This is a genomic window from Jatrophihabitans sp. (assembly GCF_046262535.1).
Classification (GTDB): domain Bacteria; phylum Actinomycetota; class Actinomycetes; order Mycobacteriales; family Jatrophihabitantaceae; genus Jatrophihabitans.
Window position 1 is genome coordinate 1 of record NZ_JBHEMO010000115.1, and the last position, 19378, is coordinate 19378.

Below are 19378 nucleotides of genomic sequence, written 5' to 3' on the forward strand. Positions count from 1 at the left end.
CTTCGCGGCTGTGAACCGGGCCGGGCCGCCGGCGACGACCGCGGAGGGTCAGAAGATGACGCGGAGGCTGATGGTCTCGGGGAGGGCGCGGATGGAGTCCACGATCGCCTGCGTAGTGCCGCTCGCGCTGTCGGTCACCACGTAGCCCAGTTCCCCGCGGGTCCCCAGCAGCTGGGCCTCCACGTTCACGCCGCCGTCGGCGAGCAGGCCGTTCACCCGGGCCAGCACACCGGGCACGTTGCGGTGCAGATAGATCATCCGCAGCGTGTCGCGGGGGCGCGGCAGCGCGAGACCCGGCACGTTCACGCTCATGGCGGTCGACCCGTCGAGCATGAAGTCGCGGAACTTGCCCGCCACGAACCGCCCGATGTCCTGCTGCGCCTCTTCGGTGGACCCGCCGATGTGCGGGGTGAGGATGACGTTCGGCAGTCCGCGCAGCTCGGAGACGAACTCGTCGCCCCGCCCCTTCGGCTCGACCGGGAAGACGTCCACCGCGGCCCCGGCGATGTGGCCGGACTCGATGTGCGCGCGCAACGCCGCGTAGTCCACGACGAAGCCGCGGGACAGGTTGAGGAACAGCGAGCCCTGCCGCATCGTCGCGAAGTCCGACTCGCCGAAGAAACTCTCGTTCGTGGGCCGGCCGTCGACGTGCAGCGTCACCACGTCCGACTCGGCCAGCAGTTCCTTCAGCGACATACACTGGCGCGCGTTTCCCAGGGCCAGTTTGTCGGCCTTGTCGAAGAACATCACCTTCATCCCCAGGTTCTCGGCCAGGACCGACAGCTGCGTGCCGATGTTGCCGTAGCCGACGATGCCGAGCGTCCGCCCGCGCACCTCGTGCGCGCCCTCAGCCGACTTGTCCCACACGCCGTTGTGCATGAGGGCGTTCTTCTCGGTCAGCCGCCGGGTCATCGCGATGATTTCGGCGATGGCGAGCTCCACCACCGAGCGGGTGTTGGAGAACGGCGCGTTGAAGACCGTCACACCGTGCTCGGTGGCCGCCGGGACATCGATCTGGTTCGTCCCGATGCAGAACGCGCCGATGGCGATCAGCCGGTCGGCGGCGTCCAGCACCCGCTTGGTGACGTGGGTCTTCGACCGGATGCCCAGCAGAGTGATCCCGGAGATCCGCTCGACCAGCTCGTCCTCGTCGAGAGCACGGCCGACCGCCTCCACCTCAAAGCCGGCCGAGCGCAAGATGTCCTCGGCCTCGGGATGGATCTGCTCCACGAGCAGGACGCGGACGGGGCTAGCGGTCATGAGGGCGCCTTCATCGGAAGTGGGGAGACGTGCGCCCTGAAGTCTAGAGACGGACAAACCTCGCCCCCGCCCGGATTACCGGACGGGGGCGAGTGGGGGGTACGCGGCGCGTCAGATGTGGACGCGACGGTTACGGCCACTGCCGACGTGGCGGTAGATAAGCAATGCGATCACGGCACCGATGATGGACCCGATCAGGCCGGACGGCTGGAAGAAGCCCTGATTCTTGTCGTGGTGGAACAGCACGTAGCCGAGAAAACCGCCGATGAACGAACCGACGATGCCGAGCAGGATGGTCGCGCCGATACCCATGGGGTCGCGGCCGGGAACGAGCAGCCGGGCGAGGGCGCCGGCGATCAATCCGACGATGATGAGCGTAATGATGAGTCCGAGCATTGCGGGGCCTCCTAGAATTCGTATTCGCTACGCGTAGGGGCTACCCGCCGCTTCTGCGGCGCTAACTTCGTGTGAAGACGTTCCGGTCGGCCGGATCTCAGTCCACGGCGGCGCGGCTGATTCCGATCCCGCCGGGCGTGGTGGCGCCATAGCGCTCAATCTCGCGGGCGAGGTCGAGCGGACGGATGCGGTCGCGGCTGTCGAGTGTGGCCTCGTCGAGCTGGTCGGCCGGGACGATCCAGGCGATCTCGAACTCGAGCCCGTCCGGGTCATGGCCGTAGAGGGACTTGGTGGTGCTGTGGTCCGACGAACCGGACAAGGCTCCAGCCTCGGCCAGCCGCCCGGCCAGCGCCTGCAGGTCTTGCAGCGTCTCGACCTCCCACGCCAGGTGGTAGAGGCCCACGGTCGACCGGCCGGCCTGGGAGGTGCCGGCATGCGGGCCGAGTTGGAACAGGCCCAGGTCGTGGTCGTTCGACGACCCGTCCGCGCGCAGGAACGCGGCTTTGCCGCCGATTTCCAGGACGGACCCGAAGCCCAGGACGTCGCGGTAGAAGGCGACGCTCTGGGCGACGTCGCGCACGTAGAGGACTGCGTGATTCAGCCGATGGATGGCCATGACAACTCCTTCGGGGGTCGAAACCAGTCTAAATCAATGAAGTTGAAAGCTCAACAATGTAGGCTGGCATTCATGGGTGACGTACGCGGGGCAGAGACGGAGCCGCGCTGGCTCACCGCCAGCGAGCAGCGCGCCTGGCGCGCCTACCTGGAGTCCTCGAAGATCCTTTTCGACGCGCTGGACCGACAGCTGCAACGCGAAGCTGACATGCCGCACGCGTACTTCGAGATCCTCGTACGCCTGTCCGAGACGGAGGGCTGGGCGCTGCGGATGAGCGAGCTGGCCGCGCAAACCGGCTCGTCGCGCAGCCGGCTCTCGCATGCGGTCGCCCGGCTGGAGGAGCGGGGCTGGGTCGCGCGCGAGGACTGCCTCACCGATCGCCGCGGCCAGATCGCCAAGCTGACCGACGCCGGCTACGCGGTCCTGCGCGGCGCTGCTCCCGGACATGTCGGCGCGGTCCGCAACTACCTCATCGAAGCGCTCGACGACGAGCAGCTGGGCCAACTCACGATCATCGGCGAGGCCATCATCGCCAAGGTTTCGGCCGGCGCCGCCTGACCGACGAGCGCCCGAGACGCCCGGCTCGCCCGCCGGTCACGGCGTCCATACCGAGGTGATCGGTGCGCGCTGCGCGGCTGCGCCCAGAGGTTCGAGCCCGTATGCGGCCTCGACCGTCCGGAGCATCGTGTAGTGGTCGACCCGGCGCGAATACCGCCCCGGCTTCACGTGCGCCCCGGCCATCACGCCGGGGATGCGGTTCCGGGCAGTGAAGTCGTCCTCGTCCCAGGTGACGATGAGCAGGCTGTCATGGGTCCGGGCCCAGTCGGCGTAGCCGCCGAGGTGATCTCGCAGCCAGGTGTCTCCCGCGCGCACCGAGCCGTCGTGCATGTCGTGGTTGAGGTTCGGGATGACGAAGGCAACGGTCGGCAGCGCCGACCAGTTCGCCGCCAATGAAGTGAGTGGGCGGTTGACCGACGCCGGCAGGTCGGGGAAGTCCGCCCACGGGTTGTGCTTGCGGGCGTACGGGCCGGCCGAGCACCCCAAATAGCCGCGCGAGGGCAGCGATTCCGAGTAGCCGCCGAAGGTGAGGCCGGAAGCCAGCAGCTGCGACCCGAGGTTCTTGCCGCCGTAGCTGTGCGGGCACGAGTCGTCGGTCAGCCCCTTGGTCGATCCCGAGAACAGCGCGACGTAGTTCGGCTGGCTGGGATGCCGGATGCCGTACGAGTCGGCGAGGATGGCACCGTCGCGCCCGAGCGCGTTGATGTAGGGCGCGTCCCGATTGCCGAGGACCTGCGAGTCGGCCCGGTTCTCCTCGACGACGATCACGATGTGCGCGAACCGGGGCACGCGCGACCCCGACCCTGTCGGCGTCGAGGATGCGCTGGTGGCTGTCGACGCTGTCGACGCTGTCGACGCTGGCGGCGCGGGCGTCCGGACCGCCCGCGACGTCGCCGGAGCGCGGGTCGTCGGCGGCGACGTGCGGGAATTGCTCCCGCCGCAGCCGGCGAGGACGAGGCCGGCCACAGACGCCAGCGCGAGGAGCCGCATGAGGTCATGCTGCCCCTCGCGCCGGCGGCCGTGATCAGGCGGGTGCCAGTGCATCGTCGCCTACTGGAAGGTCGCCGGCGGCCGGGGCGCCGATCGACTGCAACAACGTGGCGGCAATGGCGACGGCGGCAGCTACGAGCGCGGCCGCGACCCAGAACGCCAGGTGGTAGCCACCGACGAGCGCGGCCTTCGCGCTCCGGCCGTCGGCCGAGAGCGCGCTGGTGTGCGACGCCGACAGCGTGGCCAGGACGGCCAGCCCGAGCGCGGACCCGACCTGCGCTGTTGTGTTCACCAGTCCGGAGGCGAGGCCGGCGTTCTCGCCGGTCACGCCCGACATGGCCAGCGTCATCAGCGAGGGGAACGCGAGGCCGGCACCGATGCCGAGCAGCGAGACGACGGGCAGCACGTGCTGGAGGTACTGACCGTCGACCGGCGCCCGGGTGAACAGGACCAACCCGGCGGTGATCAGCGAGAGGCCGGTGATCACGACCGGTCGCGCCCCGAACCGGGACACCAGCGGCTCGGTGTAGCGGACCGACAGCGCGCCCATGAAGATTGTCGTCGGCAGGAAGGCGAGCCCGATGCCCATGGCGCTGTAGCCGAGCACTCCCTTCAGGTACAGCGATCCGAGGAAGAAGATGCCGAACATGCCGGCCGCCCCGGCGATCTGTATCAGGTTGGCGCCCACGACGTTGCGGGACCGGAAGATGCCCATCGGAACTAGCGGGTTGGCCGCCGTCATCTCCCGGACGACGAACGCGGCGAGCAGCCCCACCGAGGCGGCGCCGAACGAGAGGGTGGCCGGGGCCGTCCAGCCGTCCGTGGCGGCCGGTTCGACGATCGCGTAGACGCCCAGCATCAACGCGGCCGTAACCGTCAGCGCGCCGATCACGTCGGTGCCGGACCCGAGCCCAGTGCCCTCGTCGGCGTCGACGAGACGGACCGCGAACAGTGCGGTCACGACGCCGAACGGGACGTTGACGAAGAAGATCCAGTGCCAGTTGATGGTCTGGGTGAGGACGCCCCCGGCCAGCAGACCGATCGCACCACCGGCCGACGCCACGAACGCGAAGGCGCCGATCGCCCGGGCCTGCTCCTTCGGCTCGGGGAACATCGTGACGATCATGCCAAGGATGACGGCCGAGGTCATCGCCCCGCCGATGCCCTGGACGAAGCGGGCCACGACCAGCATGGTCTGGGTCTGCGCGAAACCGCAGCCCAGCGACGCGGTGGTGAAGACGACGAGCCCGGCCAGGAACACCCGGCGTCGCCCGAGCAGGTCACCGAGGCGACCGGCGAGCAGCAGCAAGCCGCCGAACGCGATCATGTAGGCGTTCACGACCCACGCGAGACTGGCCTCGGAGAACCCCAGGTCGTCACGGATCGCGGACAGGGCCACGTTCACGATCGTGATGTCGAGGACGATCATCAACATCCCCATGCAGAGGACGATGAGGGCGGCAAGACGCCGGCGGTCGGTACTCATGGAATTCACCTTCTAGTAGGGGTGTGACAAATCGTCAGGCGCCGGCGGTGAGGTAGGTGCCGAGGCTGTCGAGGAACTGCTCGGTGCCTTCAGCCCGCTGCGCGTTGGTGTCGAGGCCGTCGAGGAAGGCGCCCTGCTCGGTCATGACGAGCTTGGTGCCGCCGGCCACCGGCGTGATCTCGACGGTGCCGAGCGACGCGGAGATCCGCCGCCCGTCCATCAACATGTCGTAGGCCCAGACGATGCGCTCGTTCTCGACGATGTCGTAGTAGGTGGCCCGGTAGTCGAAGGTCATCCCCTGGGCGTTGGCCGTGAGGCGCTCGGTGCCGCCGGGACGGAAATCGAGCGTGTGCTCGCCGATGGACTCGATGCCGTCGTCGTTGCCGAACCAGTGCGACTTGGCATCGATGGTCTTCCAGGCCGCGAACACCCGCTCCGGCGCGACCGGATAGGTGCGCTCGATCGAGAAGGTGTCGTGGGCGACGGAACGGGGCATGGTCTCGGTCATTTCTGCTCCTTGTTCTGTGTTGTTCCGGGGGTCTGTTCGGCGGCGAGGAAGTCGCCGAGGCGGTCGAGGCGGCCCGCCCACAGGGCCCGGCGGGCCTCGATCCAGTCCTGGACCGTGTCGAGGCGCTTCACGACGAGCCGGCAGGTGCGTACTCGGCCCACCTTCTCCGACTCGACGAGCCCGCTGGCTTGCAGAACCTGCAAGTGCTGGACGACGGCCGGCATGGACATGGGCAGTGGCGCGGCCAATGCGCTGACCGATGCCGGACCTTGTGACAACTGCTCGACGATGTGCCGGCGGGTCGGGTCGGACAGCGCATGGAACACCACGTCCGTCTCGTCCAATTGGTTAAGCACATACTTAAGTATTCGGATGGTCGGCCGGTTGTCAACCCGCGTGGGACAAGGGTGGTCAAAGCGGGCAGAACACTCCCCGAGCGGTTCAAGACGGTCACCGGACCGGTGCTGCCGCTGAACCCGTGGATCGGTAACGCGACCGGCATCCAGGACCGCGGGTCCGGGGAGTACCAGGCGGCGGCCGAGCCGGTCCGCAACCACGGCGGCAGCGCACTGGCCGTCCGGCCCGCCCGCTGATCCGGTTGCCCTACCGAACGTCGGTGGCGACGCGTAATCCGAGCCCGATCAGCACCGTGCCGCACAGGGTGTCCAGCGTCCGCCGAACGCGCGCCCGGACGAACCACGTCCGCGCCCGGCCGATCAGCGCCGCGAAGGCGAGATAGAACGCGATTTCCACGGTCACCTGCAGCAGCCCGAGCGCGGCGGCGGTCGGCAACATCGGGTAGCCGGCCGGGATGAACTGTGGATAGAACGCGAACGTGAACACCGCCGCCTTGGGGTTCGCCGCGTTGGTGAGCACGCCCATCGCGAACGCTCCGCGGTCGCCTCGCGGCAGCACGCGCGCCGCGGGCAACTCGGCGTTGTGGTCCCCCCGGCGGGCCGCGCGCAGGGCCTGGATGCCGAGGGCCACGAGCACGAGCGTCCCGCCGATCCGCAGCACCAGGTAGGCAACGTCGGACGTCGCGACGAGGGCGGCGAGACCGGCACCGGCGGCGAGGATCCAGAAGTACAGGCCGGTCTCCAGCCCGAGGACGACCGGGACGCCGGCCCGGAACCCGCCCACCGTGCAGCGCCGAATCAGCAGGGCGACCGCCGGCCCGGGGACCGACGCGATGAGCAGGACCGCGCCGAGAAAGGCGGGTAGCGCAGGGAGCAGCTCCATCCAGGAATCATCACAGCGCTCAGGCGCTCGCAGCCACCCAGTTCTCGATGACCCGATCGAGCACCGGCATCGGCAGGTTGCCTGAATCGAGCAGCGCGCCGTTGAACGCGGGCAGGTCGAACCGGTCGCCCAGGGCGGCTCGGGAGCGTTCGCGGAGCCGCAGGATCTCGCGCTGGCCGACCAAATAGGCCAACGCCTGCCCGGGCCACGCAATGTAGCGGTCGATCTCGTCGGTCAGGAAGCCCTCCGCGAGCGCGACGTGCTCGAGCAGGTAGTCCCGGGCCTGCTGCCGACTCCATCCGGACGCGTGCAGGCCGGTGTCGACAACGAGCCGGGCGGCCCGGTGCATCTCGACGTACACCGAGCCGATCTCGGCCTCGACGGAGCTGTAAAGGCCGAACTCGCCGGCCAGCCGCTCCGCGTAAAGACCCCAGCCCTCGGCGTGGACGGTGACCGAGAGCTGCTGCAGCAAGGGCAGTTCGGTGAGCCGCTGCAGGCGGGCGAGCTGTGAGTGGTGACCCGGCACGGTCTCGTGGAACGCCACCGCCTCGAGGTCCCAGCCCGTGCCGGCGGTCGGCCGCAGTGTGTTGAACCAGTACGTGCCCGGGCGGCTGCCGTCCTGCCGGGGACGGGTGTAGTGCGGCGCCATCCCCGATTCGGCGACGGTCTGCGGCATCGCAGTGACCGCGCACGGCTCGGGCAGGGGCAGCGGCATGATCTCCGCCGCGCGGGCCTCGGCCCGGACCACGGCGGCTTGCGCGTCGGCCAGCGCGACCTGCGGATCGAGTGCGGAGGTGGACGCCCGGACGGCGGCGCGGACGGCCGCGAGGTCACGCAGCCCGATCTTGGCACCGAGCTCGCGGGCCCTGTCCTCGAGACGGGCGACCTCGTCGAGGCCGATCCGGTGCAGCTCGTCGGCAGTCAGCGGCAGCGTCGTGTGGACGGCGATCGCGTTCTCGTAGGCCGCAGCGCCGTCGGACAGCGCCCCAACACCGGCGGCCTCGTCCGGGCGCGCCTGCGGCCGCAGTTCGACCAGGAAGTCCCGCCACCGCCCGACGGCCGGGACGATCTCGGTACGGGCCACTTGGGCCACCTCGTCGCGCCAGTCGTCCGCGCCGTCCCATCGCTCCGGCGGGGCTGGAGCGGTGATCGCCGGTGGGACGTCGGTGGCGAGCGCCCGGTCCGTCCAGGCCAGCGCCGCATCGACCAGTGACCCGACCGGGTACCGGCCGCGGTCCGCGCCCTCCCGCAGCCGCTCGGTGGTCGCGTCGATCCAGCCCACCGAGCCACGGACCCGCTGGAGATAGTCCGCCGCCGCCTTCGGGTCGGGGAGAACCGACCGGGCAAGGACCGCGAACAGCGCCGGCGGCCCGGTGATCGGCATGGCGGTGACCGTGAACTCCTCCATCCGGGCGTGGATGGCGCGCCGCCCGCGGTCACAGGTTGCAATGACGACGTCGAGTGTGACGCCGTCGACGTCATCCTCGGCCACCACGCTGCCCGCCTGAGTCGCGATCGTCGCCAGGTCGCTCGCGAGCCGGTCCTCGGCCGCGGCGGACGGATCGGGCACGAGCGCGTCGTACTCCCGCAGCCCGAGCCCGGTTCCGGTGAACGGGTCGGCGGCCAACAGGCGGTCGACCAGGGTCTGTGCGAGCTGCCGGGCGGCTGAGTCGTCGGTCATGGTCCTCATCCTGCTCGGGCGAGCTGCCGCATGAACGAAGAGGTATCGCCCGATCGCCCGGAATGTGCGCCGCCGCGCCGTTGGCCAGGGCCCAAGGTCCCTGTCTTGCGGATAACACGCGGACTTAACATGAACCGCCGGCCGGAACAGGCGGGGGAAACACGGGGCGGACAAAAAATGGGCGTGACTGACGTGTCGGGTTCCGGCGCGGTCGCACTCGACGCCGGACGCCAAGTCGCGCGCTTCGCCCACCGCTACGACATCGTCCGGACGCTCAAGGCGGGCAACGGCGTCTCGACCTACCTCGCCGTCGACTCGACCACCGCTGACCAGGTCGTGCTCAAGACGTTCGAGCTCGCGTCCTTGCAGCCGGGTACCCACGCGCGGTTCGTCCACGAGACCCGTGTCCTGCGAGAGCTCAGCGGCGTCGGCCTGTGCGCGCTGCACGACGCCGGGCAGACCGAGACCCATCTCTTCCTCGCGCAGCAGTACGCCCCGGGAACGACGCTCGAGCAGGCGCTGCGCGGTGGGCCGCTCTCCGTCGTCGCCGCGCTGCGGATCGGCATCGCCGTGGCCGCCGCGCTCGACGTCGCGCATGGCGCCGGCATCTGCCACCGTGACGTGAAGCCGGCCAACATCATTGTCGACGGGATGGAACCCGACGGCGCCTTCGGGTCCGTCACGCTCATCGATTTCGGTTTTGCGCGCAGTCCGTGGCTCGAGGAGTCGATCCGGGACGACCTCGTGGGCACCGTCCGCTACCTGTCGCCGGAAGCCGCGGGGCTGCTTCGGGCGACGGCCGTTGTCGACGAACGGTCCGATCTGTACGCAATCGGCGTAGTGCTCTACGAGTGCCTGGTCGGCCGGCCGCCGTTCGCCGGGCCCAGCGTCGGCGACCTGCTTCGCCAGCATCTCAGCACGCCGGTCCCTGAGCTCACCGGTGCAACGGCACCTGTACCGACGGCGCTGGCCGCGGTCGTCCATCGCCTACTGCGCAAGGACCCGAGCGAGCGGTACCAGTCCGCCGCCGCAGTCGGTGCCGACCTGGCCCACATCCTGGGCGGAGTGCTGAGCGGCGACGCGGATCCGTCAGTGGTCATCGGCCGCCACGACCGGCGTGCCACGCTGACCGACCCCGCGTTCGTCGGACGCGATGCGGAGCTGGCGGCGCTGACCGCGTTGGCCACAGCACTGAAAGGTGAGGTGTCCGGGGTCATCCTGGTCGACGCCGACTCCGGCGGCGGGAAGAGCCGGCTGCTGACCGAGGCCGCCGCGCGGGCGGCCAAGGCCGGCGTTGTGGTGGTGCACGGTCAGGGCGTCGCACTGGGCGGACAGCGCCCGTTCGCCGTGCTGCACGGGGTCGCCGACGAGCTGCGTACCTTGCTCACCGCCGATCCCGAGCGAGCTGCGGCCGTTGCCGCGGACGTGGCCGACGTCGCGCCGGCGGTCGCGCGAGCGCTCCCCGCGCTCGCCGAGCCGCTGGGTGGGGCGGCCCAGCACGACACGGGTCCCGAGGAGTTCGGCGAGCTGCGCAGCCTCGCCGGATTGAAGCGACTGCTGCGGACGGTGGCGACCGCCGAGGAGCCGATCCTCGTGATCCTCGACGACTGCCAGTGGGCCGACGCGTTGACCGTGCGGTTGCTCGGCGAACTGTTCGCCGGTAGTGATGACGCCCCGACGCATCTGGGCGTCATCGCCGCTTTCCGCTCCGAGGACGTTCCGCCCGGGCACCCGCTGCGGATGATCCACCGTGCGCAGGTTGTGCACCTGGGACCGCTGTCGAAGCGGTCAGTGGCGCTGCTGGCCGAATCGATGGCCGGGCCGTTGCCCGCCGACGCGGTCGAGACCGTCGTGCGGTTGGCCGACGGCAACCCGTTCATGGCGGCCGCCGTACTGCGCGGGCTCGTGGAATCGGACGCGATGCGGTCCGGACCCAACGGCTGGATCGTGGACGGCACCCGGCTCCCCGACGTGCAGGCTGCCCGCCGGGCGGCGGCGTTCCTCGTCCGTCGCCTGGAGCTGTTGGATGCCGGGGCGCTCGAACTGCTCAGCGTCGGTGCCGTCCTGGGCAAACAGTTCCGGGTCGAGACGGCGGTGCGCATCGCCGGCGGGTCCTCCGAAAACGCGGCGGCGATCCTCGAGGACGCGCGCCGCCGGCGGTTGATCTGGCTGGACGCGTCGAGCGAGACGTGCACCTTCTTCCACGAAAAGATCCGCGAGGCGCTGTTGGCCCGGCTGGACGACGACGACCGCCGGCAACTGCACGGCCTCGCCGCGGACGCACTCGTCGCCGAGGCGGCTCCGGCGGCCAAGAATGACGAGCTGGTCTTCGATCTCGCCTACCACCTGCACGCGGCCGGCCGGTCGGCCGACGCCCTGCCGTACGCCATTGCGAGCGCCGAATTGGCGCGCAGCCGCTATGCCTTGGACGCGGCCGCCGCCCACTACCGCATGGCCCGCGAAGCGGTCGACCCTACCGACACCGAGCTGCATCGGGAGCTGGCTGAGGGACTCGGCGACGTGCTAATGCTGCAGGGAAGTTACGGCGCGGCGCGCGACGAACTGATGGCCGCCCGGGCACTCGTGCACGACCGGTCTCCGGCCGCCGCACTCGACGGCAAGCTCGGCGCGCTCGCTTTCAAGCAGGGCGACATCCCGACCGCGAGGCACCGCCTCGAGGGTGCGCTCGCGCTGCTCCGCCGCCGGGTGCCGGGCCGGATGGCGCTGCTCCCATGTTTGATGTGGGAGCTATTCGTGCAGACCGTCCACTCGCTGTTTCCCAGGGTGGCGACCGGCCGGCGCAACCCGGACGGGCGGGACGACGACTTCCTGGCCATGCGGCTCTACAGCCGGCTCGCCTATCTCTACTGGTTCCACAGCGGAAAGGTCTCGTGCGCCTGGTCGCACCTACGTGGGATGAACCTGGCCGAGCGCTACCCCCCGTCGCCCGAGCTCGGGCAGGCCTGGTCGGAACACGCACCGGTGATGACGATGCTGCCCTGGTACCGGCGCGGCGTCCGGTACGCGGAACGGTCACTGGAGATCCGCCGCGAGCTCGACGACATCTGGGGCCAGGGCCAAAGCCTGAACTTCACCGGCGTCGCCCACTACGCCGCGTCCCGCTTCGCCAGCGCGCAGGTCGCCTGCGAAGAAGCCATCGGACTCCTCCGCCGGACCGGGGACCAATGGGAGGTCAACACCGCGAGGTGGAATCTCGCGCTGTGCCTGCTGCGCCAGGGCGACCTGCGAGGCACGGTCGAGGTGGCGAGCGAGACCTTCGAGACTGCCCGCGCCATCGGTGACCAGACCGCGGCCGGCATCTCGCTCAGCATCTGGGCGCGAGCGACCGACGGGCGCATCCCGGCTGTGCTCGTGCGCACGCTGCTCGCGCAGGAGAGTGAGGACGCTCAGACGACGGCCGAGCTGCATCTGGCCGACGCCCTCGTGCACCGCGCAGCCGGTGATCTGCCGGCCGCGGTCGAGTGCCTCGAGCGGTCGATTCGGACGATCAGCGATGCCGGCCTCCGGCAGGAGTACATCGTCCCCGCCTTCCCCTGGTACGCGACTGTCCTGCGCGAGCTGGCCGAGACGACCACGCTGCATGCGCCGGAGCTGCGTGCGCAGCGTCTGCGGGCGGCGGCCCGGGCGGCCCGCCGAGCGATCCGCTGGTCGCGCTCCTATCACAACAACGAACCGCACGCGCGGCGCGAAGCGGCGCTGATCGCGTCGATGCGCGGCAAGCCCCGGCGCGCCGGGCGGGCGCTGCACAAAGCGTCGGTCGTGGCCGACGCGCAAGGGGCGCGCTACGAAACGGCGCTCAACGATGCGGCCCGTGCCGACATCCTCGCGGCCGGCGCCGGGTTGTCAGCCGAGCAGGCCGACGCGCGGGCCGCGGTCCGCGCGTTCGACCTGCTCAACGGGCAGGGCCCGATCACCTCGTCGAACCATCCGTCCAACCTCTCGGTCTTCGACCGCTTCACGACGCTGCTGCGGGCCGGCCGATCCATCGCCGCGGCGCCGACCGAAATGGCGCTCGAAGCTGCGGTCCGCGAGTCCGCCCTGGCCCTGCTGCGGGCCGAGCGTTGTCACCTGATCCCCGTCGCCGCGCTCCACGACCGCAGCCTCACCACGCAGTCGGGCGAGGACGTGGACGGGATCAGCCGGACCTTGCTGCAGGAAGCCGTCGACACGGACGGTCCCGTCGTCGCGCTCAACGACGCGTTCGGCCCGACCGACAGCCTGGTTCTGTCGGGGATCCGGTCCGCGTTGGCCGTCCCGATCTCCGTGCAGGGCGAGACCCGCTCGTGCATTTACGTCACGCACCGCCAAGTTGGCGAGCTCTTCGGCGAAGAGGAGATGCAGCTCGCCGCCTTCATCGCGACGCTGGCCGGCGCGGCATACGAGCACCTCGTGGGCAGTGAGCGGCGTTTCCGCGCGCTCGCCCAGAGCTCCAGTGACGTCATCACGCTGGTCGACGCCGAAGGAACCGTGCAGTACCAGAGCGCGGCCGTGCAGACCGTCTTCGGCACTGCACCGACAGCGCTCCTCGGGCGATCGGTCGCGGAGTGGGTTCATCCCGAGGACGTGGCCGAGTTCCAAGACGCGCTAGCGGCCGCCGTCCGCGCCCCAGGCGAGGACGTGCGGGTGGAGTGCCGGTTCCGTCACGCCGACGGGACCTACCGCTTCGTCGACAGCGCGGTCACCAATCTGCTCGGTGAGCCCACCGTCGCTGCGCTCGTCCTCAACACCCGCGACATCTCCGATCGCAAGCTCGCCATCGACCAGCTACGCCTCGTCGAAGAACGTGAGCGGATCGCGCGCGATCTGCACGACGTCGTCATCCAGCGGTTGTTCGCAGTCGGCCTGAGTTTGGACTCGGTGTCCGGCCAGCTGCCCGAGGCCCAGGCCCGCGAGGTCGTTGCCGGGATCGACGAGTTGCACCACACGATTCGCGACATCCGCGGCGCCATCTTCTCGCTGCGCAGCGACGAGCCCGGGCAGCCGCTGAGTGAGCGGCTCGCCTCCGTCGTCGCCCGCGCCGAACAGAGCCTCGGGTTCGCGCCGCAGGCCGACGTGGACGAAGCCCTTGACCGCGCGGCGCCCGAGAGCGTGCACTGGCACCTGCTGGCGACGGTCAGCGAGGCCTTGTCGAACGTGGCCCGGCATGCGGACGCGTCGGCGGTGCGGGTGGGCGTCGCCGTCGCGGCGAACGAGCTCGTCGTGACGGTCACCGACAACGGCCGCGGTATGCCCGACGCGCCGCCCGACGAAAGCGGGCTGCTGAACCTGCGCCGGCGCGCCGAGATGGTGGGTGGGTCGATGACCACCCGGCCCGGTCCCGACGGTCGGGGCGTCGAGTTGGCCTGGCGCGTTCCGCTTTCATCCCGCTAGTACCGGATCGTTCCCATCGGCGCCGGCCGAGGGACCGTTTCGGTGTGACCGCCACCACAAAGTGGCGGACCGCACTCGTCGAATTCGTGCCGAATCAGCGATTCGGAGATTACCCGGACGCGGTGTTCGTCGTTGACTCGTTGCGGCCGGGTTCGGCCCACCTAATAAGTTCGGGGGGACTTATGAAGCATTGCGTCACGTCCAATTCGCGAGTCGCTCGACGCGCCACGGTCTTCACCGTCGGCGCCGCAGCTGCCCTGATCGGCGGCCTGATCGCACCGGCCAGCTCGCAGGCGGCCGGCGGACTACCGTCGTCAACCACCGTGACCGCATCACCGTCCTCAACGACGGCCGGCACCGCAGTCACCCTCTCGGCCACGGTCAAAGTGCTCGGCCTGAACGGTCTCGGCATCACGCCCACGGGTTCGGTGAGCTTCAGCGTCACGAACTCTGCGGGCGTAGTCGTCAACCTGGGCTCGGCGCCGATCAGCTCGTGTCTGCTGACCGCGTGCACCGCCACCTTGACCAGCAGCTCGGTGCCGGTGGGAACGGTCTCGGCGACGGGGTCCTACCCGGGCGATGCCCTCGTCGGCCCGAGCTCCGGCTCCACTGCGCTCACGGTTGCGCCCAACCCGGCTCCCGGTGCCGCGACGACGGTGACCTGCTACAGCGGCCAGCCGTGCGACACGGGGACGCTCAACTCGACCGACAACACGACCCAGCTCGACGTGCACTCCAACGCGTCGGCCAATACCCAGACGGTAACCGCGTCACTCGGCAGCGGGACGCTGCATTGTCAGGCCGGTCTCAAGCCCGACAACGACGGCGATGACGACGACGGCGTCTTCGTCGGTGCGTTGGCCACCTTCTCCAGCACGGCCACCGATGCCGGCAAGACGATCACCTACACCGGCACCGGACAGACCGGCGTGATCATGCAGCACCAGTACTCGGAGCACACCGCGTACGCCGGGTGCTACGGCTCACCCAAGTCGTTCAAGGGCTACACCAAAGGTGTGTACGGCGCGGCGCCGTTCAATGCCACTGACGGCCTTTACGAGGCCATGCTCTCGAGCTGCGCGAAAAACGGCGGCGCCCTGCCGTGCGTGACCAATGTGGACAACCCCGGAGATGCGGACAGTTACGTGGTCAAGGCGCCGGCCGGCGACCCCAGGATCGTCGGCTAGCTAGGCCCGCGTCACGACCGGCGTGGTGGGCGGGGCCTCCCCGTACGCCACGCCGGTCGGGCCCATCCCGGCCCGGTCGGACACGATCCCGAGCTGAACCGCCAGCTCCTGCGATTCGCGCTGCCACGCGGTCGCCTCGGCCTCGTCCAGGGTGGCCTCGGCGGCCAGCAATGCGGCCAACGAGAGTTCGACGTCGCTGCGTGAGTTGGTGCGGCGTGCCGTGGTCAGCGCCTGCCGCAACGCCAGCTGCCCTTCCGCGCGGCGGCCCAGCGCCAGCAACGCGTGCCCGCGCGTCCGGTGCAGCCCGGGCTCAGCGGACGAGTCCGTCCCGCCCCGAGCGAGCGCCTCGTCGACCAAGCGGAGCGCGGCCGCCACCTGCCCGCGTTCCAACAGGCATTGCGCCACAAGCGCGTCCGCGGTGATGAGTTCCTCGGCTGCCCCCATGTCCTGAGCCATCGCCCGGGCCGCGCCCAGCCGTTCCATCGCCGACGGGAAGTCGCCTTCGGCGAGAGCGATTCGTCCGTGGATCGACAGCGCGAAGCTGAGGAAGCTCGTCGCCTTGGCAGCGACGAGCAAGCGCACCGCGGCGGCGACTATGGGTTCGGCCTCGGCGGCCCGGCCCTGCTGAACCAACACCTCGGCGCGGTTGACCGCGATCGTCGCCGCGTCGACTTCCCGGCCGATGTCGCGGGCCGCCCGCTCGGCCTCGGCGTAGTAGGTCATCGCCGTGTCCCAGTTGCCGGCGAAGTAGGCGCACATGCCGACGATGTTCGCGGTGTGCATCTTGCCGCGTCGGTCGCCCGCTCGTTCCTGGTGGTCGAGCGCCTCGCGCACCGCGGCTTCGTCGACAGGTAGGCCGCTGACCGCGTCGAGGACGGCGGCGGTGCTGGCGGCATATGCCCGTTCAAGTTCATCGCCCGATCGGTCGGCGTCGGCCACTGCGCGTCGCGCCCACAGGCGACCGGCTCGATAAGCTCCTTGTTCGTAGCGCACCTCTGCGCCCCGACGCTCCAGTGCCGCGAGGATCTTCACGGCGGCCGGATCGTCGCTCTCGCGCAGCAACCGCCGCCCACGCGAGACCCAACGCAGCGCGTCACCGTGCTTGCCCAGCTGCTGACGCTGACGAGCGGTGATGCCGTACAGCCGAGCCAATCGGAGCGGGTCGCTGCCAGCGCTCACTCGCCCCTGGCGCAGCGCCTGCTCGGCGGCCGCGAACTCGCCGAGCACCAGACACTGTTCGGCCAGCTGCTCGCAGACATCCGCGACCGCGGCGCCGCTCAGCTTCGGCAGGTGGGTTGCGGCCGCGAGCGCCCGACGATAGGACTCGGCCGCCTCGGCGGGCGCGTAACGGTCGCGGGCCCGGTCGCCGGCGATGCGCGAGTACCGCCAGGCCGCCTCGTACTGCGCTCCGTTGAGGCAGTGCAAGGAGAGCAGCGGCGCGTACTGCTCGGTGCGCCCGCGCATCGCCGTCTCGAGGATCAACGCCGTGCGGGCGTGCAACTCGGTGCGCCGCCGGTACGGCAGTCCCTCGTAGGCGGTCAGCCGCACGAGGTGATGGACGAAGCGCAGCCGTGAATCCGCGTTCATGGCGATGAAGTCCTCGAGCCCGGACCAGGTCTCGTCGGCGAGGTCACTGTTGGCCAGGATCCCTGCGAGCAGCGTCGGGTCGACGGTCATGCCGAGCACGGACGCCGCGCGCAGCCAGCGGCGGCGACGGGCGGGCAGCCGGTCGATCTGAGCGGCGACGACACCCTCGACCGAATCGGGGAGTACATCGATGTCCGCGCCGGATGTCGCCGCCACGACGAGGTGGGTGAGGAACATCGGGTTGCCACCGGCCCGCTCGGCCAACTGCCGCAGGCGGTGGGCCGACAACGGGTTGTCGTGCGTCGCTGCGGACAACAACTCCGTCGCCGCGCTCGCCCCGAGCGGGTCGAGCCGCAGGGTCGTCACGTGGGCCGCGGGCGGCAGCACGGTGTCGACGACGGGCCGCCGGGTGAGTACCAGCAGCCAGGGCCGGTCGACCGCGTCGGCGACCAGCCGACGGACGAGGCCGAGCGTGGACTCATCCATGAAGTGGACGTCGTTGACGATGAACACGACCGGATCCCGCAGGAGCCGCCCGAGCAGATCACTCGTCGCCGCCTCGAGACGCCCACGACGCAGGTCGGGATCGAGCCGTTCGACCTCGGGCGTCGTCGGCAGGTCGACGCCGGCGGCGATGCCGATCAGTGGCAGCCAGGGTGTGAGGTCGGGCGCAGTGCCGGCCACCAGGTCGCGCAACGCGCTGGCGACGCTCGCCGGATCGACGTCGACCGGCAGGCCGAGCGTTCGGCGGAGCAGCCGCTGCATCGGTTGATACGGCGTCGCCCGGCCGTAGATGTCGCCGTCGGCCCATAGCGTCCGGGCGTCGAAGCGGTCGGTCAGTTCCTCGATGAGCCGCGACTTGCCGATCCCCGGCTCACCGACGATGTCGACGACGGCCCCGCGGCCGCGTTTCACCTTGTCCGCGGCGGCCAGCAGCACGGCGAGTTCGGCATTGCGGCCGACGAGCGGCAAGCGGTCGTCGGTGACCGGTTCCGACGCGCGCCGCAGGTCACCGACCTCGACCGCGGCGACCGGCTCCCGCTTGCCCTTCACCGCGAACGGCTCGAGCGGCGTCGTCTCGAACAGCGTCCGCGAGCGACCGACGACCTCCGGCGTCGCCAACACCTGACCGAGTTGCGCGCGCGCACTCAGCCGCGCGGCCAGGTTGACCATGTCACCGGCGACAGAGTACGTCCGCCGGTAGAACGGCCCGTAGTCGCCGGCGAACACGCTGCCGCGGGTAGCACCGGCGCGTAGACCGAGGCGTCCGCCCGTGTGCACGATTCGGCGCAGAGTGGCGAGCATCCGCGTGGCGTCGTCGCCTCGGCTGCGGGGTACACCTGCCGTGAGGATGATCTTGCCGCCGTCCTCGTTCATGTCGGTGGCCAGGAACGTCACCTCGTTGGCGGCGGCGGCCTCCTGCACAGCGTCGATCAGGTAGGTGACAGCCTCGGCCAGCGCCTCTTCGCCCCTGGTCGCGCGCAGCTCGTCCGTGCCGCTGAAGACGATGAACCCGATGGTCGCCGACCGGTGCTCGTGCTCGACCGAGCCGGACTGGAGGTGCTCACGAAGGTCGTCGCACACGGTGCCGGCGAGGTCGGCCCCGAGGCGTTTCGGCGTGCGGTTGGGCGCCATGGCCGCGGCGGGCGGACGTGACAACAGGAAGCCGCCGTCCATGGGGGCGCCGACGCACCGCGCCGGCAGAGCCAGCGCCGTCGCCGGGCTGATGACGACCTGGCCGCGCTGCGCAATCTTCTCCATGCGGGCGGTCACAGTTGCCGCCGGACCGGTGACCACGAGTTCGCGGTGGCGGCTGCCCACGAGCAGCAGGTCCAGCGGTCCGGTGTGCACGCCGATCGACATGCCGAGCCGGACCGTGCCGCGGGATGTGACCAGGCGCCCGATGCGCCGCATGGTTTCTTGCATCGACCACGCACCGGCTGCCGCGCGCTCGACATGGTCGGCGTCGTCGTAGTGGAGGAGGACGGCGTCGCCGCCCCACTTGAGGAGGCTGGCGCCGAAGTCGTAGGCCGCCGTCAGCAGCTCTTCGAAGACCACATTGAGCAGGTCGCCCATCTCTTCGGCGCCGACCTTGCCCTGGGCGGCAAGGCGCTCGGTCAGCGCGGTGAAACCGGAGATGTCGGCGAAGACCGTGGTGCCGGGAATCGTCCGGATATCACGATCCGGCTCGTCGAGCAGCCAGTCGACGACAAGCCTCGGAACGTACGGAAACAGGGGATCGTCGAGCATCCGCTCAAGACCAGTCCCCCCGATTTCGTGATCCGCTGGTCCGGTCACCGGCTCAGGATAGCCTCGCCGGAGCTACCGCCCGGAACGAGCGACGCTCGCCACACCGCCGTATCACCGGGCCGTCTGTGTCCACGAGTCCGGTTCGTAAAGCTGAGGGGTGGGTAGTTACAGCTCGAGCGCTGAGGACACAGCGCAGGATGCGGGCCCCGCCATCGGCGCGCCGCTCGGC

General features: G+C 70.2%; 14 protein-coding genes. 4 read left to right on the top strand and 10 right to left on the bottom strand.

The features are described from left to right. Positions 1-48 precede the first annotated feature (48 nt). The 3 genes from serA to ABR571_RS15470 all read right to left on the bottom strand — a co-directional run bounded on the left by serA (position 49) and on the right by ABR571_RS15470 (position 2272). Positions 49-1260: a phosphoglycerate dehydrogenase gene (serA, locus tag ABR571_RS15460; protein ID WP_409454100.1), complete on the bottom strand. Its 1212-nt coding sequence runs from the start codon at positions 1258-1260 to the stop codon at positions 49-51. Between the two features lie 111 nt (positions 1261-1371). Continuing rightward, on the bottom strand, positions 1372-1656 hold the full coding sequence (locus ABR571_RS15465; RefSeq protein WP_409454101.1) for a GlsB/YeaQ/YmgE family stress response membrane protein: 285 nt from the start codon (positions 1654-1656) through the stop codon (positions 1372-1374). Positions 1657-1753: 97 nt separating this feature from the next. After that, positions 1754-2272: a VOC family protein gene (locus ABR571_RS15470; RefSeq protein ID WP_409454102.1), complete on the bottom strand. Its 519-nt coding sequence runs from the start codon at positions 2270-2272 to the stop codon at positions 1754-1756. A 72-nt stretch (positions 2273-2344) separates the two neighbouring features. On the opposite strand from ABR571_RS15470, the gene ABR571_RS15475 reads away from it, so the two are divergent. Then, positions 2345-2830 carry a MarR family winged helix-turn-helix transcriptional regulator gene (locus tag ABR571_RS15475; protein ID WP_409454103.1) on the top strand — a complete coding sequence of 162 codons (486 nt, stop codon included), beginning with the start codon at positions 2345-2347 and terminating at the stop codon, positions 2828-2830. Positions 2831-2866: 36 nt separating this feature from the next. Here the strand turns inward: ABR571_RS15475 and ABR571_RS15480 are convergent, their stop codons facing one another. The 4 genes from ABR571_RS15480 to ABR571_RS15495 all read right to left on the bottom strand — a co-directional run bounded on the left by ABR571_RS15480 (position 2867) and on the right by ABR571_RS15495 (position 6170). Beyond that, complete coding sequence (locus ABR571_RS15480) at positions 2867-3619, bottom strand: alkaline phosphatase family protein (protein ID WP_409454104.1); 753 nt, start codon at positions 3617-3619, stop codon at positions 2867-2869. Between the two features lie 235 nt (positions 3620-3854). Then, positions 3855-5306, bottom strand: a complete 1452-nt coding sequence (locus tag ABR571_RS15485; protein WP_409454105.1) for a DHA2 family efflux MFS transporter permease subunit — start codon at positions 5304-5306, stop codon at positions 3855-3857. A 34-nt stretch (positions 5307-5340) separates the two neighbouring features. Then, positions 5341-5814: an SRPBCC family protein gene (locus ABR571_RS15490; RefSeq protein ID WP_409454106.1), complete on the bottom strand. Its 474-nt coding sequence runs from the start codon at positions 5812-5814 to the stop codon at positions 5341-5343. Next, positions 5811-6170 (bottom strand): ArsR/SmtB family transcription factor, encoded by a 360-nt coding sequence (locus ABR571_RS15495; RefSeq protein WP_409454107.1) that lies wholly within the window; start codon positions 6168-6170, stop codon positions 5811-5813. Before ABR571_RS15495 ends, ABR571_RS15490 begins: the two co-directional genes overlap by 4 nt. Before the next feature lie 51 nt (positions 6171-6221). Between ABR571_RS15495 and ABR571_RS15500 the strand changes: the two genes are divergently transcribed. Next, entirely contained in the window at positions 6222-6407 is a 186-nt protein-coding gene (locus ABR571_RS15500; protein WP_409454108.1) for a hypothetical protein, read from the top strand. Positions 6408-6417: 10 nt separating this feature from the next. Here ABR571_RS15500 and ABR571_RS15505 read toward each other — a convergent pair whose 3' ends face one another. Together ABR571_RS15505 and ABR571_RS15510 are read right to left on the bottom strand one after the other, a co-directional pair. Further along, positions 6418-7053 (bottom strand): LysE family translocator, encoded by a 636-nt coding sequence (locus tag ABR571_RS15505; protein ID WP_409454109.1) that lies wholly within the window; start codon positions 7051-7053, stop codon positions 6418-6420. A gap of 19 nt (positions 7054-7072) precedes the next feature. After that, a complete protein-coding gene (locus tag ABR571_RS15510) occupies positions 7073-8734 on the bottom strand; it encodes a DUF885 domain-containing protein (protein WP_409454110.1) in 1662 nt (553 codons plus the stop codon). A gap of 183 nt (positions 8735-8917) precedes the next feature. On the opposite strand from ABR571_RS15510, the gene ABR571_RS15515 reads away from it, so the two are divergent. Both ABR571_RS15515 and ABR571_RS15520 read left to right on the top strand, forming a co-directional pair. Then, positions 8918-14125 (top strand): protein kinase domain-containing protein, encoded by a 5208-nt coding sequence (locus tag ABR571_RS15515; RefSeq protein ID WP_409454111.1) that lies wholly within the window; start codon positions 8918-8920, stop codon positions 14123-14125. 323 nt (positions 14126-14448) lie between these two features. Further along, complete coding sequence (locus tag ABR571_RS15520; protein WP_409454112.1) at positions 14449-15312, top strand: Ig-like domain repeat protein; 864 nt, start codon at positions 14449-14451, stop codon at positions 15310-15312. Here ABR571_RS15520 and ABR571_RS15525 read toward each other — a convergent pair whose 3' ends face one another. Further along, positions 15313-19197, bottom strand: a complete 3885-nt coding sequence (locus tag ABR571_RS15525; RefSeq protein ID WP_409454113.1) for an adenylate/guanylate cyclase domain-containing protein — start codon at positions 19195-19197, stop codon at positions 15313-15315. It lies immediately after the preceding gene. Positions 19198-19378: the final 181 nt, after the last annotated feature.